This window comes from Agrobacterium sp. 22094, from assembly GCF_052046015.1.
GTDB lineage: Bacteria > Pseudomonadota > Alphaproteobacteria > Rhizobiales > Rhizobiaceae > Agrobacterium > Agrobacterium cavarae.
Map to the genome: position 1 here is coordinate 309,194 of NZ_JBQEPX010000002.1, position 23,618 is coordinate 332,811.

The following is a 23,618-nucleotide window of genomic DNA, read 5'->3' on the forward strand; positions in this document are numbered from 1 at the left end:
GCTGATCTCATGGGAATCGCACTTTTCACCACATAGTTTTCGCCGCGCGCTCCGGCCACTCCTTGTCGTAGGTCTCCTTGTCGAAATCCGCTTCGGCCGCTTTCAACAATGTGCCGGGTGTCGGCAGCGACGTCGGATCGACGAAGTTTTCAGGATTCCACAGCTCAGAGCGGATCAGCGCACGGGCACATTGGAAGTAGACTTCGTCAATGGTGACCACCGTCACCGTGCGCGGGTTCTTCCCATCCATCACGAAGCTCGCGAGCAGCGCGGGTTCTGCCGACACCACCGCCTTGCCGTTGATGCGCATCGTAGTTGTCGAACCGGGGACGAGGAACATCAGCGCTACGCGAGGGTCGCGCACGATGTTCATGAGAGAATCGACGCGATTGTTGCCGCGCCAGTCTGGCAGCAGAACGGTTTTCTCATCCTGAACCCGAACGACACCGCCCTTGTCGCCGCGCGGCGAACAGTCCATTCCCTCCGGCCCGACGGTTGCCAGCGCCAGAAAGGGTGCCGCCTCGATCATCTTGCGGTATTCGGGCGTGAGAGTTGACGTGACTTTGACCAGGGAAGCCTCGGAGCAACCTTCATAGATTGCCTTCAACTCCTCAACAGAACGAATAATTCCCATAAACCCTCACTCCCGATTAAGCTGTCTTTCCACAAAGCGTCAGCCGCTGGCCTCTGCCTCTTCACGTGCTTCGCGTTGCGCGCGCTCGCGTGCTGTCCTGGCAGCCACGAGATCGGCGGGCGAAGCATTGCCGCGTATCAGCGACCGGCCCGCATAAATACCGCCCACGACCTCGATCGCAAAGCGCTCGACATCCACATCTCGAAACTCTTCCACCAGGCGCTCGGCGGTATCCCGTTCTTCGCCAACGGAGGTCAGGGCCTTCTGCGAGAAATCCAGCGCCGATTCATAGGTTTCGCGGATCTGATAATCGACGCCGGCCTTGACCAGATCGATTGCGTGACCGCGATCGAAAGCGCGGGCCAGAACCGGTACGAGGGGAAACTCGTGCTTGACGATTTCGGCAATGCGGATCGCAGCCTCCTTGTCATCGATGCAGATCAGCACCGCGCGTGCGGTTGCGGCGCCAGCTGCATGCAAGATCTCCGAACGTGCGCCATCGCCATAATAAACCTTGAAGCCGAAATCGGCCGCATCTCGGACGAAATCCGCGTCCTTGTCGATCAGCGACAGCGTATAACCCCGCGCAAGCAGCGGCTGGCTGACGATCTGACCGAAGCGGCCGAAGCCAATGATCAGAATGCTGCCCTCGACATTTTCGGGAAGCTCCAGACCATCCGTATTGGGCTTTACCGCCGGCATGATCCGGTCATGGGCAATGACCATCAAGGGCGTCAGTATCATTGAGATGATGATCATCGCGGTGAGTACCGCGTTGGTTTCGGCATCGAGAATACCGGCAGCGGACGCGGCGGAATAGAGGACGAAGGCAAATTCGCCACCCTGCGCCATCAGCACCGCACGCTCGATCGCCTCGCGCTGGCAGGTACCGACGAGCCGCGCCACGCTGTAGATCAACAGCGCCTTGACGAACATGTAGGCAATGACGCCGACGACCACGATCTTCCAGTTGGCAGCAATCACCGAAAGATCGATCGCCATGCCGACGCCAAGGAAGAAGAGCCCAAGCAGGATGCCGCGAAACGGCTCGATATCGGCTTCTAATTGATGGCGAAAAGCAGACTCGGAAAGAAGCACGCCAGCAAGAAAGGCGCCCATCGCCATGGACAGGCCGCTGACCTGCATCAGCAGAGCCGATCCGAGAACGACGAGCAGAGCCGCAGCCGTCATGACTTCTCGCGCACCAGAAGACGCAAGCAACCGGAAGAGAGGGTTGAGCAGATAGCGACCGGCAAAGATCAGGGCAACGGTGGCAGCCAAAGCGATACCGATCGAGGAGAGCCGCTCCGCCATCGTGACTTCTTCGCCGCCACTGCCGAGGAATGTGACCAGCACCAGAAGTGGCACGATTGCCAGATCCTCGAAGAGAAGGATGGCGATGATACGCTGCCCTTTTAACGTCGAGAGGCTGTTGCGCTCCTGAAGCATCTGCATGACAATGGCGGTGGATGTCAGAACGAAACCCGTTCCCGCGACGAAGGACGGAATGATTGCGTAGCCGAAAGCCACGCCGATCATCGTCAGGCCACCGATACAGACCATCACCTGAAGCGCGCCGAGACCGAAAATGTCCTTGCGCATGGACCACAGCCTAGAGGGCTGCATTTCGAGACCGATGATGAAGAGGAACATCACCACGCCGAGTTCGGCGATATGGATGATGGCCTGCGGATCGGAAAAGGCGCCTAGGCCAAAAGGGCCGATGACAAGACCGGCCGCGAGATAACCAAGAACCGAGCCGAGACCAATGCGCTTGAAAATGGGCGCTGCCACCACACCGGCGGCCAGCAGGACGACCACTTGGGCCAGATCATTCGCATTTCCCTCGACGGCCAAGTGTCACCTCCATATTGAAATCACATGCAACTTCCCTAACGGAACCGCGGCTCCCTGCTCAAGCCTTTTTCCGTAAGTTCCTGTTCGTAAGTCTGGAACAGTGCGTCTCCCTTTTCACCCAACTCCTGGAGATAGCGCCAGGTAAAGATGCCGCTGTCATGCCCGTCATCGAATGCGATGCGCACAGCATAGTTGCCGGTGGCGACCACGTTGCGGATCGCCACATCGCGCTTGCCCGGCACCGTCACCTTCTGCCCGGGACCATGTCCCTGAACTTCCGCCGAAGGGGATAGGACGCGCAGCATTTCGGCGGGGAGCGTGTGAGAGACACCATTATCGAACACCACAGTCAGGTGTTTGCGATCTTTGGAAACCCGCAATTCGGTGGGCCATGCCTGATTGTCGCTGCTGCTCATGATTTCTGATCGTTCTATCGAGGTGTGAAGATTTGACGCCCGGCACGTTAACCGACCGTTGGTTCGTCATAGCAGCCTGTGGCAACAATGGCTATCGCGCGAGAGGCCATCGGTTTGAAGTGCAGGTCCACGCGATCTTGCTTGCAGGCCTATAGTTCGAGAAGATTGCAAAACCTACTCACACCCCTGCTCACAATGTGCCACAATTTTTTACGGCCATGGTGGGGTCAAGATAGGCATTGGAATGGAACTGCTGCTGTTACATGCGCTGCCTTTGGACGGGACAATGTGGGCTAAGCAAATGGACCCACTACCCGGAGCGACCCATGCTCCAACGCTCTATGACTTTGGAGACAATATCGGATCATGGGCAGAAAACGCACTGTCGCTCACAACGGCCAAACGGCTCGTCGTTGTTGGTTGCTCAGTCGGTGGATCATGCGCACTTGAGGTTACCGCTCTGGCGCCTGAGCGGGTCCGCGCCCTTATACTCATAGGAACCGAGGCGTGGCGAAGGCGAGACCTTGCCTATCATTCTTCCGTTCTCAAGATGCTGAACGAGGAAGGGCTGGAATTCGCATGGCAGAAATCCTGGAGTCCTTTGCTTTCCCGCGTAGCTTCGCCGGAGACGATCGAGAGGACAAAAAAGATCGCCCTGCGTCAGTCCTTGGAAGACGTGGCACGAGGCGTAAGGGTGTTTCACACCCGTCCAAGCCGCGATGATGTTCTCTCAAATTTCTCCGGACCGGTCGCTATTATCACTGGATCAGAGGACACTGCACCAGGGATTGAGATCAGCCGGAAGCAAGCTGTCATGGCTCGAAATGGTCTTTTGTATGTAGTATCCGAGTGCGGGCATTATGTGCCGATCGAGCAGCCGGAAGTGCTCAACTCCATTATCCGGCGGACCCTTGAGACAGCTTGACGAATCGAGGGTCACTGGACATCTTGATCTCGGCGTGGCCTGCGCCCAACCTCTCAGACCTTCCCCAGCATGGTCTTCAACCGAGGCAAAGGGACTTTCGTCTCGGGTCGCTCATCTTGGTCCGATCGTGCCGGATGGTTGCTGGGGAACCCTGTCCGGGACGTGAAAGGCTAGATCATGACCCAGAATGGAAATCTCAAACGCCGCGTGCGTGCCCGTGCCGCAAAAACCGGCGAATCCTACACCGCCGCACTTCGTAATATCCGCCAGCAGCCAGGCCGTCCCGAACTCCGGTCGCTGCGGTTGGCTGTGGCGCAAACGTCTCTCTTCGACGATCCTCGCGATGTTTCGGCACTTCGCGCCAGTGGAGCGGAGATGCGTCGCCTCATGCGTGATGCCCATCAAGCAGGGTCTCGCCTGCTCCATTTTCCGGAGGGCACAACCTGCTGGCCAGGCAAGCGCATCATGTCCGAAACGGGGCCGCGCTCCATTGGGCCTTCCGATTGGACACGCTTCCAATGGGACGTGCTGAGCGAGGAACTGGAGGAAACCAGGAGACTGGCCGGCGCACTCAAGCTTTGGATCGTGTTTGGGTCCGTTCATCGCCTGACTTCGCCGCATCGACCACACAACAGCCTATATGTCGTTTCCGATCATGGAGAGTTGGTGACGCGCTATGACGAGCGCCTTCTCTCGAACACGAAAATCTCCTTCATGTACTCACCCGGCAGGAACCCCGTAACGTTTGAAATCGATGGCGTGCGCATCGGGTGCGCACTGGGCATGGAGGTGCATTACCCGGAAATCTTCGTTGAGTACGAAACCCTTGGGGTCGATTGCGTCCTGTTCTCCACCGCAGGAGGAACACCGTCCGGAGCTCCCGCATTCGCGGCAGAGGCTCTAGGCCATGCTGCGAGCAACAGCTACTGGATCAGCTTCTCCACGCTCGTGCCTCAAAGTCCCGGTGCTCCCTCTGGTATCGCTTCGCCGGACGGGCAATGGGCGGTTCAATGCCCCATCGATGGTCAACCTGCCATTGCGGTCGCAGAAATCCAGACGAATCCTGAAGGTCTTGCGCGGTCATGGCGGAGACAGGTTCGCAACAATCTCTACGGGCCGCACCAGATCGAAGGTGATCTAAGGAGCGATGAGCGAAGCTTGTTTTGATTGAACATTGACTCGGGGCCGGTCGGTCAGCGATTGCTTTCAAATCGGGCAGATTCGTTCACGGACACCGCACCCGGGCTCTATGTGTTGGATGATCACAGACTTTCGAGTGGATGGCCGGAGCGTGATGGTGCCCCTAGTCACGCTCCGCGCTCGGACTTTTCTAATTGAGCGTGGCAGGACAGCAATTGATTGTGATCCAACAACGGTCAATCCAAGCGCAATTACGGAGTTTCGACTTGACGTTAGCCAGTCGCATCCCCAGACTCTGGACATGAACAGCGTCACCGGTTTTCCCACAACGGCAAGTCCGCTCTCTGAAGTCAGGGCTCCCATGATCGACCCCTTCGGTCGGGCGGTCACCTATTTGCGCGTCTCGGTGACGGATCGCTGTGATTTTCGCTGCACCTATTGCATGTCGGAGCACATGACCTTCCTGCCGAAGAAGGATCTGCTGACGCTCGAAGAACTCGACCGGCTCTGTTCCGCCTTCATCGCCAAGGGCGTGCGCAAGCTGCGCCTGACAGGCGGCGAACCCCTGGTGCGCAAGAACATCATGCATCTCATCCGCAATCTCGGCCGCCATGTTGAAGCGGGCCGGCTGGATGAGTTGACGCTCACCACCAATGGCTCGCAGCTTGCCGCTCATGCTGCCGAACTTTACGATTGCGGCGTGCGCCGAATCAACGTGTCGCTCGACACGCTCGATGCGGAGAAGTTCCGTCAGATCACCCGCTGGGGTGATTTCTCCAAGGTGATGTCCGGTATTGACGCGGCTCTTGCAGCAGGCATCAAGATCAAGCTCAACGCAGTAGCGCTGAAAGACTTCAACGAGCACGAAATTCCCGAACTCATGCGTTTTGCCCACGCGCGGGGCATGGATCTCACGGTCATTGAAACCATGCCGATGGGCGAGATCGAGGAGGACCGCACCGATCGCTATTTACCGCTGTCGGACCTCCGTGCCTCGCTCGAAGAGCGTTTCACGCTCACCGATATTCCCTTCAAGACGGGCGGACCCGCACGCTACGTGGAGGTCAAGGAAACTGGTGGACGGCTCGGCTTCATCACGCCGATGACGCATAATTTCTGCGAGAGCTGCAACCGCGTCCGCATTACCTGCACTGGCACGCTCTATATGTGCCTCGGTCAGGACGATGCGGCGGATTTGAGAACGCCGCTTCGCGCCTCCGACAGCGACGCGCTTCTATCTCAGGCGATCGACGACGCGATCCTTCGCAAACCCAAGGGTCACGACTTCATCATCGATCGGAATCGCAAGCGACCCGCTGTCGCCCGCCACATGAGCGTCACCGGCGGCTGATTCTTCCGCTAGCTTATTATTTGATACCCTTACATTAAATGGATTGAATTCGTCCGCTCACCATGCCACGACTTTGGGACAGGAGGAGTGAACGGAGTCGCCTCGCTGCGGAAGGCCCGCATCGCGACCTCGTTCTTGGGATGGCATCATGGCATTGACGGACAATACGCGCGGAGCGCTGCTCATGGCTCTGGCGATGGCAAGCTTTACGGTCAACGACGCCTTCACCAAGTCCGTCACGCCCTACATCAATATCGGACAGATCCTCTTCGTTCGCGGCGTTATGACCTGCGTTCTGGTCTACGTGATTGCGCGCCATATGGGGGCGCTACGCCCACTCAAGACCATGTTGCGCCCCGTCATCCTGATGCGTTGTCTCTGCGAGATTTCGGCCTCCATCCTATACCTCAAGGCGCTTAGCATGATGCAATTCGCCAATGTGGCGGCCATCATGCAGTCCCTCCCCCTTGCGGTGACGCTCGGTGCAGCACTTTTCTTGAAGGAGCCTGTGGGCTGGCGACGCTGGACTGCGATTTTGGTCGGCTTTCTTGGAGTCCTTGTTATTCTCAGACCCGGCCCGGAAGGTTTTACCTCCGGCGCATTACTGGTGCTGGGTGCGATGTTCGTCACCGCCGGACGCGACCTTTTGACCCGGCGCATGTATGCAGATGTTCCCTCAATGGCCGTCACCATGACAACCACCGTCGTCAACACCTTGTTCGGTGCGGCGCTGATCATGCCATTTGGTGGCTGGCAGCCAATGGACACCTATGTCTGGTCGCATCTGGTGGCAGCCGCCTTGCTTGTCGTCATCGGTTATCAGGCGGTCATCACGGCAATGCGCAGCGGTGACATCTCCTTCGTCGCACCCTTCCGCTACACCAGCATGATCTGGGCCTTCTCGATCGGCTTTTTCTTCTTCGGCGATCATCTTGATGTCTGGACGCTGTCGGGCACGGCCATCATCGTCGCCTCCGGTCTCTACACATTCTACCGCGAAAGCAGGCGTCACCGTGCGCCGATCGCCAAGCAAGCGATAGGTATCGAATGAACAAGGCGCGCTTTCTTGATCGCTCGACCCCACCGCATGTGATGACACTCGTTCTGGTGGCCGGTGTCGCAGCACTCAGCATGAATGTCTTCCTGCCATCGCTTGCGGCAATGTCGGTCTATTTCGGCACTGATTATGCCGTCATGCAGTTTGCCGTCTCAGGCTATCTCGCCGCCACTGCCGTGCTTCAACTCGTGATCGGACCGCTGTCCGATCTCTTCGGTCGCAGACCGGTTATGCTCGTCAGCATCGTGCTGATGATCGTCGCCACGCTGATCTGCACATTCGCGCCCAACATCACCGTCTTCATGATTGGCCGCGTTCTGCAGGCGGCTATCGCCTCGGGTTTCGTGCTCGCGAGAGCGATCGTTCGTGACATGGTGCCTGCCGAGCAGGCAGCCTCGATGATCGGCTACGTCACCATGGGCATGTCGGTGGTGCCTATGGTCGGGCCCACCGTTGGCGGCTTTCTCAACGATCTCGCGGGCTGGCAGGCAAGCTTCGCTTTCGTCGGCCTGTCGGCGGTGGCGGTTCTGCTGCTTGTTTTTTTCGACATGGGCGAAACCAACCGGCAGAAGTCGGCAAGTTTCGCAGCCCAGTTCCAGGCCTGGCCGCAGCTTCTTCGCTCCACCCGTTTCTGGGGCTATGCGCTGACCTGCACGCTCTCCTCCGGCCTGTTTTTCTCCTTTCTCGGCGGCGCGCCTTTCGTCGGCAGCGTGCTCTACGGGCTGACGCCAGCGGTGCTGGGCATGCAGTTCTTCTTCATGGCGACAGGATATATGCTGGGCAACTTCGTTTCCGGCCGCTACGCCAGCCGCATCGGCATCCCGGTGATGATGCTGGCCGGCAATGTAATCGCGCTTGCCGGCATCGTCATTGCCTACCTGCTCCTTCAACTTGATCTCGGCAGCCACTATGAGTTCTTCATTCCGCTCGCGCTGATCGGCGTCGGCAATGGCGTGACACTGCCGAGCGCCAATGCCGGCATGGTCAGCGTCCAGCCGCATCTGGCAGGCTCCGCCTCCGGACTTGGCGGCGCGCTGACGATTGGCGGTGGAGCGATGCTTTCCGTTATCGCCTCGTCTCTGCTATCGGAGGAAGCTGGAACGACGCATCTGCTCCTCGTCATGCTGGTCAATGGCGTGCTTGCTGTGGCGACGAGCGCTTATGCGGGCAGACAGGAACGCCGCCATGCGCAGCGTCTGCTAAGAGGTGAGGCATGATGAAAACCGCACGCGCCCTCCCCGGACTGATTCTGGCCGGCGGTCTTTCGCGACGTATGGGCTCCAACAAGGCTCTCTGCCCCTTTGGCGAGCGACACCTTCTGCACCATGTCATTGATAGACTGGCGCCACAGATTTCGACGCTGGCGCTCAATGCCACCGGCGAGTGGGGCAAGGCCTTTGACCTGCCGCTCGTGCCAGATACCAAGATGGGGCACGCAGGACCTCTTGCCGGCGTTCTCGCAGGCTTGCAGCACTTTAGAGACCACCCATCTGGCGCGAGCCACATGTTGACGGCACCTTCAGACAGCCCGTTTTTTCCGGACGATCTTGCTTCGAAGCTTTTGGATCACCTGCCGGACGAGAACACCATTGTCATCGCCGCATCCAAGGGACAGGTTCATCCCGTCTTTGCTCTCTGGCCGTTTGCCCTCGTCGAGGATCTGGAAAACTGGCTCGCCGAGGACGACAACCGTCGCATCCGCAGCTTTCTGGCGCGACACCCCACAATCGGCGTGTCCTTTCCACCAGTGGAAAGCGCCACCAGTTCCATCGATCCGTTTTTCAACATCAACACCCCGGAAGAGCTGTCGCAAGCGCAAACCTTCCTGAAGAGTCTTACTCCATGACGCGTCAAAAAGTGTTTGGCATTTCCGGCTGGAAAAACTCGGGCAAGACTGGGCTGGCAGTCCGCATCGTCACGGAGCTCACCGCGCGCGGCTACCGGGTCTCCACGATCAAGCACGCCCATCATGATTTCGATATCGACAAGGTGGGTGCGGATAGCTGGCGGCACAGACAGGCCGGCGCGCATGAGGTGACGATCGTATCCGGCACGCGCTTTGCCATCATGCATGAGTTGCGCGGCGCGGCTGAACCGTCTTTCGAGGAGATCCTCGCGCGCATCGCGCCCTGCGATCTGGTTCTGATCGAAGGCTATAAATACGAGCCCGTGCCGAAAATAGAGGCCCGCCGGAAGGACGCCGCAAAGACGGACCCGCTGGCGCCGAGCGATCCGCATATCATTGCAATCGCTGCCGATCACTTGATCCCGGAAAGTACTCTCCCCGTTTTCGATCTCGATGACACAGGCCGTATCGCCGACTTCATCGAGGCGACGGTCGGACTTGAGCGTCCATCAAAATGAAAAAGCCGGGCCTTCCGACCCGGCTTTTCCTTTACCTTGATACGCAAAACACTATTCAAGGAAAGAGGATGGGTTCACCGGCGTTGCGTCCTTACGGACTTCGAAGTGAACCTGAGGACGCTTGGCACTGCCAGTCATGCCGGAGGTGGCAATCGTCTGGCCGCGCTGAACCTTCTGGCCGCGCTGAACATCGAGGTTGGCAGCGTTGCCGTAAACAGTGACCTTGCCGTCGTCGTGACGCACCAGAACGGTGTTGCCGAGCTGCTTCAGACCGTTGCCGGCATAGATGACCACACCGTTTTCGGCAGCCTTGATCGGCGTGCCTTCCGGAACGGAGATATTGATGCCGTCATTGCGGTTGCCATCGACATTCTCGCCGAAGCCGGAAATCACGGCACCGCGAACCGGCCAGCGATACTTGCCGATGCCGGTGGATTCCGGCGCGATCGACGCGACATCGGACTTCTTCTCGACATCGCTCACACTTGCTTCGGCAGCCGGCGCCTTCGGCACTTCTGTCTTGGCAACAGGTGTCTCGACAGCCTTTGCAGCAGCCGCGGGCGCAGCAGTCTCATGCGGCTTGACCGAGGCGGTCTTGATGCCGTCTGTTCCAGCGGCTGGAATGGTGAGCGTCTGACCGATGCGAATATTGCCATCTGCAATGTTGTTGGCAGATTTCAGCTCGGCAACGGAGACGCCGTTTTCACGAGCAATCTTGGCAAGGCTGTCGCCCGGCTTGACCTTGTAGCCACCGGTTGGCGGCAGCGGCTTGCCGCCTGGAGGGGTCAGCTTGCCATTGTCAGCCGAAACCTTGTCGCGAGCAGCGCCCTGTGCCGGCAGAACAGCAAGATTCTGTTCCTGGCCACGGGTTGGAGCCGGGGCGTTGTTCTTGCTCAAATCGATATTGTTGGACGCAGCACGGGCAGCATTGGGTGTCTGACCAAAGCGCGGAATGACGATCGACTGACCAGGACGCGCAGCCGATGCACTCTTCAGGCCATTTGCCTGCAGGATTGCCTTTTCCGGCACGCCGTAGCGTCTGGAGAGCGTTGCGACGGTCTCGCCGGAATTCAGCGTGACCGAAGACGCGCCTTCCGTGTGCCAGCCATTATTGTCGCGCTTGACAGACCCGGTCGACAGCGTATCGGCGCTGTTGTTCGCCGGCAGCCGCGCCGACGCCATGGAGGGCGCGCCGTTTGCGGTCGCAGATGGGAATGGCTGTGCCATGGCTTCGCGTCTTGTCGCAGGATCGCGGCTTGCTACCGGCGATGGAGCGGAGAGCTCGGCGCGCTGAACAGGTGCGGCAGAGGATGCCGAACGGGCCGTTGATGGCTGGACCGAACCATAGCCGCCATTCGAAGCCGGATAACGCTGGTTCATGGCCGCGTTCTGGTTGCCATAACCGCCCTGCGGGGCGGCAGCATAACCGCCACCATTCATATCAGCCTGGGGAACGGGGGCCTGACCATAGGCACCGGCACCGTTGCGCTGAGGAATGGACGCGGTCGTCATCTGATCCGTATTGTTGCTGGAAAAGAGTCCGCTAAAGCGTGTCGCGTCCGAGCTGCAACCCGTTGCGACGCTTGCCAGCAATGCCGCTGCGAACATCTTTGCGATTGATTTTCCGGTTTTAGGCGAATGACTCATACGCATGACTCGATCTACACTGACGCAAACGCCGCATCGGAATCGATCCGGCTGAACAAACACTTGCAAGGCCCCTCTTCCGAAACGGAAAAACCATGCGTCGATGAGATGATTAAAGCGCGTTAGTGTTACCACGCCGTTAAAACGTTAAGCTCTTCGCATATTTTTTGATAATTCGATAACCATGCCGGCCTCAGCGATATCCAGCATGGGGTCTCATCCGTCGCCAATGCATGGCCCTGCTTGATTCCCACCAGTTGACCGCGACCCCTCATCCGCGCCAAATCTCGATAGAGGGGAGGAACCACGATGATCGACAAGCTGGAATTTTTTATTGCTCTGGCCCGCGCGGAACATTTCGGTCGGGCAGCCGAAGAATGCCGCATCTCGCAGCCGACACTTTCGGCAGCAATCCGCCAGCTTGAGGATCAGTTGGGTGTCGTGCTGGTCGTGCGCGGGTCGCGCTATCAGGGGCTGACCCCGGAGGGCCAACGCGTTCTCGAATGGGCAAGGCGGATCGTCGGCGATGCTCGCACGATGCGCGAAGAGATGCGCGCAGCCCGAAAGGGTCTCGTGGGGCATATCAGGATCGCCGTTATCCCCACTGCACTCGCCATGGTGCCAAAGTTGACCGAGCCTTTTCAGGCACGCCACCCGGATGTTACTTTCTCGGTCACCTCGCGCACCTCTCTGCAGGTTCTCAGTCAGTTGGAAAATCTCGAGATCGACGCGGGAATCACCTACCTCGACAATGAACCGCTGGGCCGGGTCACGACCGTTCCTCTTTATTCGGAACGCTACCACCTCATTACAGCAGCCGGAACGCCGCTTGCCGATCGCGAAGTTGTGACGTGGAAGGAAGTTTCCGGTCTTCGGCTTTGTCTATTAACAGCGGACATGCAAAACCGTCGCATCATCAATACGCACATGGCAGAAGCTGGCGTGCAGGCCAAGCCCACGCTTGAATCCAATTCGATGATCGTGCTGTTTTCCCACATAAGAACCGGTCAATGGGCCTCCATCATGCCACGTAACGTTGCGGAATCATTCGGTTTTCCGGAGCAGATCCGGATGATACCGATCTCGGAGCCAGATGCGGAACACTTGGTAGGATTGGTCGCAACCCATCGTGAGCCTCACACACCTCTCGTTTCGGCGCTTCTCCATGAAGCCAGATCCCGCGCGGCGGCATCGGCTTTTGATAGAAATTTTCTATCGCACAACGGGACGTCTTTATTGACCTGACGGATGCATTCTCGCCATCCTTCCCGAAAGCCAGATTGGGATACGCGCAACCTACGAGCACTCGGCTCCTCGGTATCGCGGGTTTCACGGAGATAAGTCTCTGTCTGTCTGGCGTCGGTTTGGGAGGACTGACCATGAACATTCGAGCGGTTGCCAGTACCGAGGTAAGCCGGATATCCGAAATCATCGATCACTGTCGCCACTTGGAAGGGCCGATGCTGCCTATCCTGCATCAGGTGCAGGAGGAGTTCGGCTATATTCCGGAAAGTGCCAAGCAGTTGATCGCCTCCGCGCTCAATGTTTCGCGCGCCGAAGTGCATGGTGTCATCACCTTCTACCACGATTTTCGCGATCACCCCGCCGGGCGCCACACCCTGAAGCTCTGTCGCGCCGAAGCCTGTCAGTCGATAGGCGGCGACAGGCTCGCCGAACGCGCGAAAGCAAGGCTCGGCCTCGACTGGCACGAAACCGCACCCGATGGCTCGGTCACGCTTGAGCCCGTTTTCTGTCTTGGCCTCTGCGCTTCTGCCCCGGCCGCTATGTTGGACGGTGAGCTTTATGGTCGCATCGATGAGCACTGTCTGAACGACATCGTGGCGGAGGTCAGCAAATGACCGTCACCGTCTTCGTTCCCCGTGATGCGGCAGCACTTGCCGTGGGTGCCGACAAGGTGGCAGCGGCCATCGAGCGAGAAGCCGTTTCCCGCGGCCATGATGTCCACATTGTCCGCAACGGTTCGCGCGGGATGCTCTGGCTGGAAGTGCTGGTCGAGGTCAGCACCGACGCGGGTCGTGTCGCCTACGGGCCGGTCAAGGCATCGGATGTCCCGTCTCTTTTCGAAGCGGGTTTTCTCAATGGCGGCGAGCACCCGCTCGGCCATGGCCTGACAGAGGATATCCCGTTCCTCAAAGGCCAGACACGCCTCACCTTTTCCCGCTGTGGCGTCACCGATCCGCTGTCGCTCGATGACTACCGCCAGTACCAGGGCCTAACGGGTCTGGAGAAGGCGATAGGGATGCATCCTGCGGACATCGTCCGACAGGTCACCGACAGTGGCCTTCGCGGACGCGGTGGTGCCGGCTTCCCGACAGGCATCAAATGGAAGACCGTCGCAGACGCTTCCGCTGACCAGAAATACATCGTCTGCAATGCCGATGAGGGTGACAGCGGTACCTTCGCAGACCGCATGATCATGGAAGGCGATCCCTTCGTCCTGATCGAGGGCATGGCGATCGCCGCAATCGCAGTCGGTGCGACCAAGGGCTACATCTACACTCGCTCCGAGTATCCGCATGCGATTGGCATTATGGACGAGGCGATAAAGATTGCCCGCTCTGCTGGCATCCTCGGCCCTTCCGTGATGGGCTCGGCTCACGCTTTCGATATGGAAGTGCGCGTTGGCGCCGGTGCCTATGTCTGCGGCGAGGAAACCTCCCTTCTCAACAGTCTGGAAGGCAAGCGCGGTATCGTTCGCGCTAAGCCGCCGCTCCCAGCGCTCCAGGGCCTGTTCGGCAAACCGACCGTCGTCAACAACGTCATGTCACTCGCCTCCATTCCAGTGATCATGGATCGCGGTGCGCAGTTCTATCGCGATTACGGCGTCGGCCGCTCCAATGGCACGATCCCGATTCAGCTCGCCGGCAACCTGAAACATGGCGGTCTTTACGAAGCTGCGTTCGGCATGACGCTCGGTCAACTCGTCAATGAGATTGGCGGCGGCACCATTTCCGGTCGCCCGGTCAAGGCGGTGCAGGTGGGCGGTCCACTCGGTGCCTATTTCCCTCCATCGCTCTTCGACACGGTCTTCGACTATGAAGCCTTCACCGCCGCCGGCGGTCTGATCGGTCACGCGGGCATTGTCGTCTTCGACGACACCGTCGACATGCTGAATCAGGCACGTTTTGCGATGGAATTCTGTGCGGTCGAAAGCTGTGGCAAATGCACGCCCTGCCGCATCGGCTCGACACGCGGCGTCGAAACCGCCGACAAGATCGCGCGCGGTATCGAACCCGAGAAAAACCGCCAGCTTCTGGCCGATCTCTGCAACACCATGAAGTTCGGCTCGCTCTGCGCGCTGGGCGGCTTCACCCCCTATCCGGTGATGAGCGCGATGACGCACTTCCCGGAGGATTTCGCACCCACCCCACTTGTTGAAGCGGCGGAGTGATACCATGACCCTTGTTCACGAAATCGATTACGGCACCCCGGCCTCCAAATCCACGGACGTGGTAACGCTGACCATCGATGGTCGCGAGATCACCGTGCCTGCGGGCACCTCCATCATGCGCGCCTCCATGGAAGCGGGTATCCAGGTTCCGAAGCTCTGCGCCACCGATATGGTCGACGCGTTCGGCTCCTGCCGCCTCTGTCTGGTGGAGGTGGAGGGTCGAAACGGCACCCCCGCCTCCTGCACCACGCCGGTTGCCCCAGGCCTCGTGGTCCACACACAGACGGAACGGTTGAAGCAAATCCGCAAGGGTGTGATGGAGCTCTACATCTCCGACCACCCGCTCGACTGCCTGACTTGTGCGGCCAATGGCGACTGCGAGTTGCAGGACATGGCAGGTGCCGTTGGCCTGCGCGATGTGCGCTACGGCTATGAGGGCGACAACCACGTCAAGGCGCGTTCGACCGATGGCGGCGTCAATGCGCAGTGGATGCCGAAGGACGAGTCGAACCCCTACTTCACCTACGATCCGTCAAAGTGCATCGTCTGCTCACGCTGTGTCCGCGCCTGCGAAGACGTGCAAGGTACTTTTGCACTGACCATCGAGGGCCGTGGCTTTGATAGCCGCGTGTCAGCCGGTGCGCATGAAGCCTTCCTCGATTCCGAATGCGTCTCCTGTGGCGCCTGTGTTCAGGCCTGTCCGACGGCGACACTGACGGAAAAATCCGTGATCGCCATCGGTCAGCCAGAACATTCACTGGTTACCACCTGCGCCTATTGTGGCGTGGGCTGTTCCTTCAAGGCGGAAATGCGCGGCGAAGAGCTGGTCCGTATGGTGCCGTGGAAGGATGGACAGGCCAACCGTGGCCATTCCTGCGTCAAGGGCCGCTTTGCCTATGGCTATGCAAGCCACAAGGACCGCATCCTCAATCCGATGATCCGCGAAAAGATCACCGATCCCTGGAGGGAGGTGACGTGGGAAGAGGCATACTCCCATGTGGCGTCCGAATTCCGTCGCATCCAGAACCAGTACGGGAAGGACTCGATTGGCGGCATCACTTCCTCGCGCTGCACCAATGAAGAGACCTATCTGGTGCAGAAGCTGATCCGCGCTGGCTTCGGCAACAACAATGTCGATACCTGCGCTCGCGTCTGCCATTCCCCAACCGGCTACGGCCTCGGCCAGGCCTTCGGCACATCTGCCGGCACGCAGAACTTCGACAGTGTCGAACAGTCTGACGTCGTGCTTGTCATTGGCGCGAACCCCACGGACGGCCACCCGGTCTTCGGCTCTCGGCTGAAGAAGCGGCTGCGCCAGGGCGCCAAGCTGATCGTCATCGATCCACGCCGCATCGACCTTGTGCGTACACCGCATGTGGAGGCTGCCTTCCACCTGCCGCTGAAGCCCGGCACCAACGTTGCGGTGCTGACCGCACTTGCCCATGTCATCGTCACCGAAGGTCTCTTCAACGAAGCCTTCATTCGCGACCGTTGCGATTGGTCCGAATTCGAGGATTGGGCAGCCTTTGTATCGGAAGAGGAGCATAGCCCGGAAGAGACGGAAAAGTTCACCGGCGTTCCGGCAGCAGAGCTTCGCGGGGCTGCGCGTCTTTATGCCCGCGGCGGCAATGGCGCCATCTATTATGGTCTTGGCGTCACCGAACACAGCCAAGGCTCGACGACCGTCATGGCAATTGCCAATCTTGCCATGGCGACCGGCAATATCGGTCGTCCGGGCGTTGGCGTGAACCCGCTGCGCGGTCAAAACAACGTCCAGGGCTCCTGCGACATGGGCTCTTTCCCCCACGAACTGCCCGGCTATCGTCACATCTCGGACGACGCCACGCGCGAGACTTTCGAGAAGCTATGGGGCGTGACGCTGAACAATGAGCCGGGCTTGCGTATTCCCAACATGCTGGATGCCGCTGTCGAAGGGTCGTTCAAGGGCATCTACATCCAGGGCGAAGACATTCTGCAATCCGATCCGGATACCAAGCATGTGTCTGCAGGACTCGCTGCCATGGAATGCGTCGTCGTACACGATCTCTTCCTCAACGAGACGGCAAACTACGCCCATGTCTTCTTGCCAGGATCGACGTTCCTCGAAAAGGACGGCACCTTCACCAATGCAGAACGCCGCATCAATCGCGTGCGTAAGGTCATGAGCCCGAAAAATGGCTATGCCGATTGGGAGGTAACGCAGAAGCTCGCAAAGGCGATGGGGCTCGATTGGAACTATACCCATCCATCGCAGATCATGGACGAGATCGCAGCGACAACCCCAAGCTTTGCCAGCGTCTCCTACGACTATCTGGAGAAGCACGGCTCGGTCCAATGGCCTTGCAACGAGAAATTCCCGCTCGGCTCACCCATCATGCATGTCGACGGTTTCGTCCGCGGCAAGGGCAAGTTCATTCGCACCGAATATGTGGCGACCGACGAACGCACTGGCCCTCGCTTCCCATTACTGCTGACGACAGGTCGTATCCTGTCTCAGTACAATGTTGGCGCGCAGACGCGACGGACGGAAAACGTCGTCTGGCACGAGGAGGACCGGCTGGAAATTCATCCTCACGACGCCGAACAGCGCGGCATCAAGGACGGTGACTGGATCAAGCTCGCAAGCCGTTCAGGCGACACAACGCTACGCGCGCTGATCACCGACCGTGTCGCACCCGGAGTCGTCTATACGACCTTCCACCATCCGGACACGCAGGCCAATGTCATCACCACGGATTTCTCCGACTGGGCAACCAACTGTCCGGAATACAAGGTGACGGCGGTTCAGGTCTCGCCATCCAACGGTCCGACGGAGTGGCAGGAAGATTATGAAGAATTCTCCCGCCAGTCGCGACGAATCGTGGCGAAACTCGACGCGGCGGAATAGGATCGGAGAATGCAGCAGAAACCGAGCCGAACGATCGACGAATGGCGCTTCAGACAGGGGCGAATGGAGGCGGGCCACCGCATCGTCCCGGAGGAAGTACCGGTCGCCTTCTCCTATGGAGGCTCCACCCATGCGGTGATGATGGCAACGCCGGCAGACCTCATCGACTTCGCCTATGGTTTTTCGCTGGCGGAGGAGATCGTGACGTCAGCGGAGGATATCATCGAGGTCGATCTGGTTGAAGCGGGTCGAGGGATCGACGTGCAGATTACGCTGAAGGATACGACAGCCGACGCGCTGGTGGCGCGCCGCCGGCGCATGGCAGGACCGGTTGGCTGTGGTCTCTGCGGTATCGAGTCGATCGAGCAGGCAACCCGCAAGGTCGCAACGGTCAAAGATCCGGCGGCCCGCCTCATGCCGAGGCAGATCAGCGAAGCCATTCGCCTGCTTGGCGATGGGCAAAGCCTCAATCGCGAAACACGTGCGGTACACGGCGCGGGTTTCTACCGGCCAGAGAACGGCATCGTCGCGGTGCGAGAGGATGTCGGGCGGCACAATGCTCTGGACAAGCTCTCCGGTGCGATCCTTCGCTCCGGACGTCCGGCAGCCGATGGGATCGTGGTCGTCACCAGCCGTCTTTCCGTCGAAATGGTGCAGAAAACGGCCCTTCTCGGATGCCCGGTCCTCGTAGCGATTTCGGCACCGACCGCACTCGCCATCGAGACAGCGGAAGAGGCCGGTATCAGCCTGATCGGTATCGCGCGTGGCGATGAATTCGAAGTGTTTACCAGACCCGACCGTCTGGCTTCCGGGGGGAACAGTCATGTCGCTTAGCCACACAGATGAGAAGCTGATCCGCATGGCAAACCAGATCGCCACATTCTTCACATCACAGCCGCAGGACGTGCAGGTGGATGGGGTGGCGACACACATCAACAAGTTCTGGGAGCCGCGCATGCGGCGGCGGTTCTTCGAAATGATCGACAGTGGTGCAGACGGCTTTCTGCCGCTCGTCGTGACGGCATCGGCAAAGATCAAGCGTCCGGGAGACCCAACCACGCAGGCGGTCGGCCTGGGGGAAGACGCAGCAAAGGGTGCGCCGGGCGGCAAAGGTCCGATTGCTGGAGAATCTCTTTCGGAACCCAGCGTTCCTTCCGGCGCGGCGTGAAGGGTGCACCGAAAACGCACGGTCTCTCACGCACGCCAATATGACGAGGTCGAAACCGACATCCTGGAAGACGGGTCTCTGATCAGCCCGGCTTCCCCTTTTTCATCGATGCCCGCTCATCACGTATGAGCGAGAGCATTTGACGTTGTCCTGACATTCCAAAGAGGGAGGTATTGTCGATGGCAGTTGCAGGCGTAAGCGGAGGAGGCATGGCGGGGACCGGTCTTCTTGATCGAGAGCGAATTATCGCCAAACCCGGTTTCAATCGCTGGCTGGTCCCACCAGCCGCACTGGCGATCCATCTGTGCATCGGCATGGCCTATGGCTTCAGCGTGTTCTGGCTGCCTTTGTCGCGAGCGCTTCCGGCGACCGATCCGAGCTGCTCAAGCCTGACGCTCGTCGGCGCTCTCTTCACCACCGCCTGCAACTGGCGCGTGGCGGACCTTGGATGGATCTACACGCTCTTCTTCGTTCTGCTCGGCTGCTCGGCTGCCATCTGGGGCGGCTGGCTGGAGCGTGTCGGTCCACGCAAGGCCGGCTTCGTTTCCGCCTGCTGCTGGTGCGGCGGTATTCTGGTGGCAGCGCTCGGCGTTATGACCCATCAGTTGTGGCTGATGTGGCTTGGTGCTGGCGTGATTGGCGGCGTGGGTCTTGGTCTTGGTTACATCTCTCCCGTCTCGACCCTGATCAAGTGGTTCCCGGATCGCCGCGGCATGGCAACCGGCATGGCCATCATGGGTTTCGGTGGCGGCGCAATGATCGGCGCTCCACTTGCCAACCTGCTGATGGGCTATTTCAAGACCGACACGACGGTCGGCGTGTGGCAGACCTTCGTCGTGATGGCATTGATCTATTTCGTCTTCATGATGGCAGGTGCTTTCGGCTATCGCATACCACCGGCCGGCTGGCGCCCCGAAGGCTGGACTCCGCCCGCTGCCAAAAGCGCGATGATCACGACGCGTCATGTGCATCTGCGTGATGCTCACAAGACCAAACAGTTCTGGTTGATCTGGGCAGTTCTCTGCCTCAACGTCTCTGCCGGTATCGGCGTCATCGGCATGGCCTCGCCCATGCTGCAGGAAATCTTCGCTGGTTCCTTGATCGGCCAGCCAGGCGTTGCCTTTGCCGATCTTGACGCCGCGCAGAAGGCACAGATCGCGGCAATCGCCGCAGGCTTCACTGGCCTTTTGTCGCTCTTCAACATTGGTGGCCGCTTCTTCTGGGCATCGATGTCCGATAAGATTGGCAGAAAGAACACCTATTTCTGCTTCTTCATCCTCGGCATCGTCCTCTATGCGCTGGCACCCACGCTTGCTCTGATGGGCTCCAAGGCTCTCTTCGTCCTCGCCTTCGGCATCATCCTGTCGATGTATGGCGGCGGTTTTGCCACCATTCCAGCCTATCTGGCAGACATCTTCGGCACGCAATTCGTTGGTGCTATCCACGGTCGTCTGCTGACAGCCTGGGCAACGGCCGGCATCGTCGGTCCGGTCGTGGTCAACTATATCCGTGAGGCGCAGATCGCTGCCGGTGTAGCGCCGGGGCCGGCCCTCTATACCAGCACCATGTATATTCTTGCCGGTATGCTGGCGCTTGGCCTCATCGCAAACGCATTCGTCAAGCCGCTTTCCGACAAGTGGTTCATGTCGGATGAGGAAGTCGCCTCGCTCCAGGCCAAGACCGCAGCCGCAAATGCCGGCCCGACCGGTTCCTTCGGCATCGGCAAAGGCGGTTTCGACGGCAAGGCAGCTCTCGCCTGGGCCGCTGTCGGCCTTCCGCTCCTGTGGGGCGTGTGGGTGACGCTGAAGAGCAGCTTCGCACTCTTCGGGTAAGTTGCCGAAGGACCTCGAAAACCATCAAGAGCCGGCGAAAGTCGGCTCTTTTTTTGTCAGTTTGCCCCGGCGTTCTACAGGTAGGTCGCGATATGGGATTCGATCGGCAAATAAGGCGTCTCGAACAACTCCTCGCGCTCGAAACGGCTGCCAGTCTTGGAGAAACGGGTCATCACGCAGCGACCGTCTTCTAGAATGATCGGTGCAATCATCATGCCGCCGGAGACGATCTGCTCGGTGAAGAAGCGTGGCATGGCGGAAAAGGCTGCGGTTGAGACGATACGGTCGAAGGTGCCCTCGCCGACGAGACCGTTGGAGCCGTCGGCCTGACGGATCACAACGTTACGAATGCTGAGATCATCCATCCGGTTCTGTGCCGCTTGAACCAGCGTCTTGTAGCGCTCAACCGAGAGCACGCGCTCGACTCTGCGCCCAAGCACCGCCGTCATGAAGCCGCTGCCGGTGCCGATTTCAAGCACGCGCTGGCCTGGCTTGACCTGAAGCCGGGAGATGATCTTCACCGCCATATCGGCACCTTCCATGAAGGCTCCGCAGTCGATCGGGATGGTGCGGCTGGAATAGGCGTCCGCTGCAAGCGGCGCCGGCACGAAGAGAGAGCGGGGCGTTTGCTCGACAGCTGTCAGGAGATCGAGATCGGAAATGCCTTCGGCCCGCAGCCTCAGGACGAGAGCGGCAAAGCCTTCTTTCTCCACCATGGGGGATTTCAATCGTTCACTCCGAATCCAAGTGCCTTGGCGATCCGATCCTTGACTGTGTAGTCGGTAAGGTCAAGCTTGAGAGGTGTTACGGAAATCTTGTTGTTCTTGACGGCATGGATATCCGTGCCCTCCATGAAGTTTCCGAGCCGCTCCCCGAAGCGCAGCCAGTAGTAAGGAAGGCCGCGGCCGTCCTGGCGCTGCTCTACCGTCAGCCCGAAATCGAGCTTGCCCTGCCCTGTGACGCTGACGCCCTTCACATCTTTCGGTGCGCAATTGGGGAAGTTGAGGTTGAGGAATGTCCCATCTGGCAAATCGATCTCGCTGAGCTTGCGGATGAGATCCGGCGCATAGGTCTCGGCGACCTCCCAGGGAACGATCCGCTCGGCATTGCCCGTATAGGCATAGGCCTGGCTAAGCGCAAAGGAACGCACGCCCTGCAGCGTACCTTCAATAGCGCCGGCAATCGTACCCGAATAGGTCACATCATCGGCCATGTTGGCGCCGGAATTGACGCCGGAGAGAACGAGATCGGGCTTGCCCGGCAGCACTTCACGAATGCCCATGATCACGCAGTCTGTCGGCGTGCCGCGAAGCGCGTAGTGCTTGTCGGAGATCTTGCGTAGCCGAAGCGGCTCGGAAAGCGTCAGGGAATGTGCAAGACCGCTCTGGTCGGTTTCCGGCGCGACGATCCAGACATCGTCCGACAGCGTGCGGGCAATGCGCTCTAGCGCTGCCAGCCCCTCGGCATGGATGCCATCATCATTGGTCAGCAAAATCCGCATGGTCTTCTCCCTCATCGGTTCGTTCTACAACACACAGCGCCCGTCTCCGCTCAACTAAATGTCTTGCTGGACAGACGCTCTCCTCCGGGCAGAGATGAAGTACTCCTGCGCCGTCGACGCAGGAGCCGGTATCGAAGCTCAGGCTGCCTTCTCGATCCGAGTCAGGCCACCCATGTAAGGCAACAACACGTCCGGAATGGTCACCGAACCATCGTCGTTGAGATAGTTTTCCAGAACCGCGATCAGGCAACGTCCGACGGCCGTGCCCGAACCGTTCAGCGTGTGAACAAACTTCGTAGCCTTGTCGCCCTTGCCGCGATAGCGCGCATCCATACGCCGTGCCTGGAAGTCACCACAGACGGAGCAGGAGGAGATTTCGCGATAGGTGTTCTGGCCTGGAAGCCAGACTTCGAGGTCATAGGTCTTGCGCGCGCCAAAGCCCATATCGCCGGTGCACAGCGTCATGGTGCGGAAATGCAGGCCAAGGCGCTTCAGCACCTCTTCGGCGCAGGCCGTCATGCGCTCATGCTCGGCGATCGAGCTTTCCGTATCCGTGATCGAGACGAGTTCGCACTTCCAGAACTGGTGCTGGCGCAGCATGCCGCGCGTATCGCGACCCGCAGAGCCCGCTTCCGAACGGAACGATGGGGTGAGCGCCGTAAAACGAAGTGGCAGTTTCTCCTGATCGAGGATTTCGCCAGCGACCAGATTTGTCAGCGTCACTTCAGCGGTCGGGATCAGGTACCGTCCATCTGTCGTCTTGAAGAGGTCTTCTTCGAACTTCGGAAGATTGCCCGTTCCATACAGCGTCTCGGCACGCACCATCAGCGGCGACGACACTTCCGTGTAGCCATGCTCGCGGGTGTGCAGATCGATCATGAACTGGCCAAGCGCGCGCTCCAGTCTGGCAATCTGGCTCGTGAGAACCGTGAAGCGCGAGCCGGAGAGCTTTGCCGCACGGTCGAAATCCATATAGCCGAGCGCTTCGCCGATCTCGAAATGCTCCTTGGCTTCGTGATTCCAGCCGGGTTTCTGGCCAACGACGCGGGTCACGACGTTGTCGTTCTCATCCTTGCCGACCGGCACATCGTCCAGCGGGATATTGGGAATGCGCGACAGGGCATCGTTCAACTGGCTGGTAACCTGACGGTCCTCCTCTTCCAGCTTCGGCATGCTGTCCTTGATGTCGGCAACTTCTGCCTTCAGTTTCTCTGCAAGCTCAGCATTCTTCTGCGCCATCGCCGCACCGATTTCCTTGGAGGCGGTGTTGCGGCGTGATTGCATGTCCTGCAGGGTCTGGATAACGGAGCGGCGCTTCTCGTCGAGCGCAATCAGGCTCGCGGACTGAGGTTCGGCTCCGCGCTTGGCAAGCGCCGCATCGAAAGCTTCAGGGTTATCGCGTATCCATTTAATATCGTGCATCGTGG

21 protein-coding genes are annotated in these 23,618 nt (G+C 59.3%); 14 read left to right on the top strand and 7 right to left on the bottom strand.

What is annotated here, in order from left to right:
* Nucleotides 1–25: 25 nt before the first annotated feature.
* Genes ACTJK5_RS13905 through ACTJK5_RS13915 form a run of 3 tightly spaced genes read right to left on the bottom strand, consistent with a single transcriptional unit; the run spans nucleotide 26 to nucleotide 2,907 of the window.
* Entirely contained in the window at nucleotides 26–634 is a 609-nt protein-coding gene (locus ACTJK5_RS13905; protein ID WP_062599965.1) for a pyridoxamine 5'-phosphate oxidase family protein, read from the bottom strand.
* 39 nt (nucleotides 635–673) lie between these two features.
* Nucleotides 674–2,491, bottom strand: a complete 1,818-nt coding sequence (locus tag ACTJK5_RS13910; protein WP_440612709.1) for a monovalent cation:proton antiporter-2 (CPA2) family protein — start codon at nucleotides 2,489–2,491, stop codon at nucleotides 674–676.
* Nucleotides 2,492–2,526: 35 nt separating this feature from the next.
* Nucleotides 2,527–2,907 (bottom strand): gamma-butyrobetaine hydroxylase-like domain-containing protein, encoded by a 381-nt coding sequence (locus tag ACTJK5_RS13915; protein WP_111847146.1) that lies wholly within the window; start codon nucleotides 2,905–2,907, stop codon nucleotides 2,527–2,529.
* A gap of 244 nt (nucleotides 2,908–3,151) precedes the next feature.
* On the opposite strand from ACTJK5_RS13915, the gene ACTJK5_RS13920 reads away from it, so the two are divergent.
* The 7 genes from ACTJK5_RS13920 (at nucleotide 3,152) to mobB (ending at nucleotide 9,744) form a co-directional block, all read left to right on the top strand.
* On the top strand, nucleotides 3,152–3,832 hold the full coding sequence (locus ACTJK5_RS13920; RefSeq protein ID WP_440612710.1) for an alpha/beta fold hydrolase: 681 nt from the start codon (nucleotides 3,152–3,154) through the stop codon (nucleotides 3,830–3,832).
* A gap of 177 nt (nucleotides 3,833–4,009) precedes the next feature.
* Entirely contained in the window at nucleotides 4,010–4,999 is a 990-nt protein-coding gene (locus ACTJK5_RS13925; RefSeq protein ID WP_440612711.1) for a carbon-nitrogen hydrolase family protein, read from the top strand.
* A gap of 274 nt (nucleotides 5,000–5,273) precedes the next feature.
* Nucleotides 5,274–6,323, top strand: a complete 1,050-nt coding sequence (gene moaA / locus ACTJK5_RS13930) for a GTP 3',8-cyclase MoaA (protein ID WP_440612712.1) — start codon at nucleotides 5,274–5,276, stop codon at nucleotides 6,321–6,323.
* Between the two features lie 148 nt (nucleotides 6,324–6,471).
* Nucleotides 6,472–7,374 carry a DMT family transporter gene (locus ACTJK5_RS13935; RefSeq protein ID WP_062424276.1) on the top strand — a complete coding sequence of 301 codons (903 nt, stop codon included), beginning with the start codon at nucleotides 6,472–6,474 and terminating at the stop codon, nucleotides 7,372–7,374.
* Nucleotides 7,371–8,597: a multidrug effflux MFS transporter gene (locus tag ACTJK5_RS13940; protein ID WP_440612713.1), complete on the top strand. Its 1,227-nt coding sequence runs from the start codon at nucleotides 7,371–7,373 to the stop codon at nucleotides 8,595–8,597. The genes ACTJK5_RS13935 and ACTJK5_RS13940 overlap by 4 nt, the downstream gene beginning before the upstream one ends.
* Nucleotides 8,594–9,226: a molybdenum cofactor guanylyltransferase MobA gene (gene mobA / locus ACTJK5_RS13945; protein WP_440612714.1), complete on the top strand. Its 633-nt coding sequence runs from the start codon at nucleotides 8,594–8,596 to the stop codon at nucleotides 9,224–9,226. Before ACTJK5_RS13940 ends, mobA begins: the two co-directional genes overlap by 4 nt.
* A complete protein-coding gene (gene mobB, locus ACTJK5_RS13950; protein ID WP_113326393.1) occupies nucleotides 9,223–9,744 on the top strand; it encodes a molybdopterin-guanine dinucleotide biosynthesis protein B in 522 nt (173 codons plus the stop codon). The genes mobA and mobB overlap by 4 nt, the downstream gene beginning before the upstream one ends.
* 51 nt (nucleotides 9,745–9,795) lie before the next feature.
* On the opposite strand, the gene ACTJK5_RS13955 is transcribed toward mobB, so the two are convergent.
* Nucleotides 9,796–11,397 (bottom strand): peptidoglycan DD-metalloendopeptidase family protein, encoded by a 1,602-nt coding sequence (locus tag ACTJK5_RS13955; RefSeq protein WP_440612715.1) that lies wholly within the window; start codon nucleotides 11,395–11,397, stop codon nucleotides 9,796–9,798.
* Between the two features lie 303 nt (nucleotides 11,398–11,700).
* On the opposite strand from ACTJK5_RS13955, the gene ACTJK5_RS13960 reads away from it, so the two are divergent.
* From ACTJK5_RS13960 to ACTJK5_RS13990, 7 genes are all read left to right on the top strand, one after another.
* Complete coding sequence (locus ACTJK5_RS13960) at nucleotides 11,701–12,636, top strand: LysR family transcriptional regulator (RefSeq protein ID WP_440612716.1); 936 nt, start codon at nucleotides 11,701–11,703, stop codon at nucleotides 12,634–12,636.
* 134 nt (nucleotides 12,637–12,770) lie between these two features.
* Nucleotides 12,771–13,250 (top strand): formate dehydrogenase subunit gamma, encoded by a 480-nt coding sequence (locus tag ACTJK5_RS13965; protein WP_440612717.1) that lies wholly within the window; start codon nucleotides 12,771–12,773, stop codon nucleotides 13,248–13,250.
* Nucleotides 13,247–14,803: a formate dehydrogenase beta subunit gene (locus tag ACTJK5_RS13970; RefSeq protein ID WP_440612718.1), complete on the top strand. Its 1,557-nt coding sequence runs from the start codon at nucleotides 13,247–13,249 to the stop codon at nucleotides 14,801–14,803. Before ACTJK5_RS13965 ends, ACTJK5_RS13970 begins: the two co-directional genes overlap by 4 nt.
* Before the next feature lie 4 nt (nucleotides 14,804–14,807).
* Nucleotides 14,808–17,690, top strand: a complete 2,883-nt coding sequence (gene fdhF, locus ACTJK5_RS13975; protein ID WP_440612719.1) for a formate dehydrogenase subunit alpha — start codon at nucleotides 14,808–14,810, stop codon at nucleotides 17,688–17,690.
* Between the two features lie 9 nt (nucleotides 17,691–17,699).
* Nucleotides 17,700–18,524, top strand: coding sequence for a formate dehydrogenase accessory sulfurtransferase FdhD (fdhD, locus tag ACTJK5_RS13980; protein ID WP_440612720.1), 825 nt, complete (start codon nucleotides 17,700–17,702; stop codon nucleotides 18,522–18,524).
* Nucleotides 18,514–18,858, top strand: coding sequence for a formate dehydrogenase subunit delta (locus tag ACTJK5_RS13985; RefSeq protein WP_113326388.1), 345 nt, complete (start codon nucleotides 18,514–18,516; stop codon nucleotides 18,856–18,858). Before fdhD ends, ACTJK5_RS13985 begins: the two co-directional genes overlap by 11 nt.
* 179 nt (nucleotides 18,859–19,037) lie before the next feature.
* On the top strand, nucleotides 19,038–20,690 hold the full coding sequence (locus tag ACTJK5_RS13990) for an OFA family MFS transporter (protein WP_113272791.1): 1,653 nt from the start codon (nucleotides 19,038–19,040) through the stop codon (nucleotides 20,688–20,690).
* Nucleotides 20,691–20,764: 74 nt separating this feature from the next.
* Here ACTJK5_RS13990 and ACTJK5_RS13995 read toward each other — a convergent pair whose 3' ends face one another.
* The 3 genes from ACTJK5_RS13995 to serS all read right to left on the bottom strand — a co-directional run bounded on the left by ACTJK5_RS13995 (nucleotide 20,765) and on the right by serS (nucleotide 23,613).
* Complete coding sequence (locus tag ACTJK5_RS13995; RefSeq protein WP_062424265.1) at nucleotides 20,765–21,418, bottom strand: protein-L-isoaspartate(D-aspartate) O-methyltransferase; 654 nt, start codon at nucleotides 21,416–21,418, stop codon at nucleotides 20,765–20,767.
* Nucleotides 21,415–22,191 (bottom strand): 5'/3'-nucleotidase SurE, encoded by a 777-nt coding sequence (gene surE / locus ACTJK5_RS14000; RefSeq protein WP_440612721.1) that lies wholly within the window; start codon nucleotides 22,189–22,191, stop codon nucleotides 21,415–21,417. Before surE ends, ACTJK5_RS13995 begins: the two co-directional genes overlap by 4 nt.
* A gap of 138 nt (nucleotides 22,192–22,329) precedes the next feature.
* The gene (gene serS, locus ACTJK5_RS14005) at nucleotides 22,330–23,613 is read right to left on the bottom strand and encodes a serine--tRNA ligase (protein ID WP_440612722.1); all 1,284 of its coding nucleotides are present in this window, start codon (nucleotides 23,611–23,613) and stop codon (nucleotides 22,330–22,332) included.
* Nucleotides 23,614–23,618 lie beyond the last annotated feature (5 nt).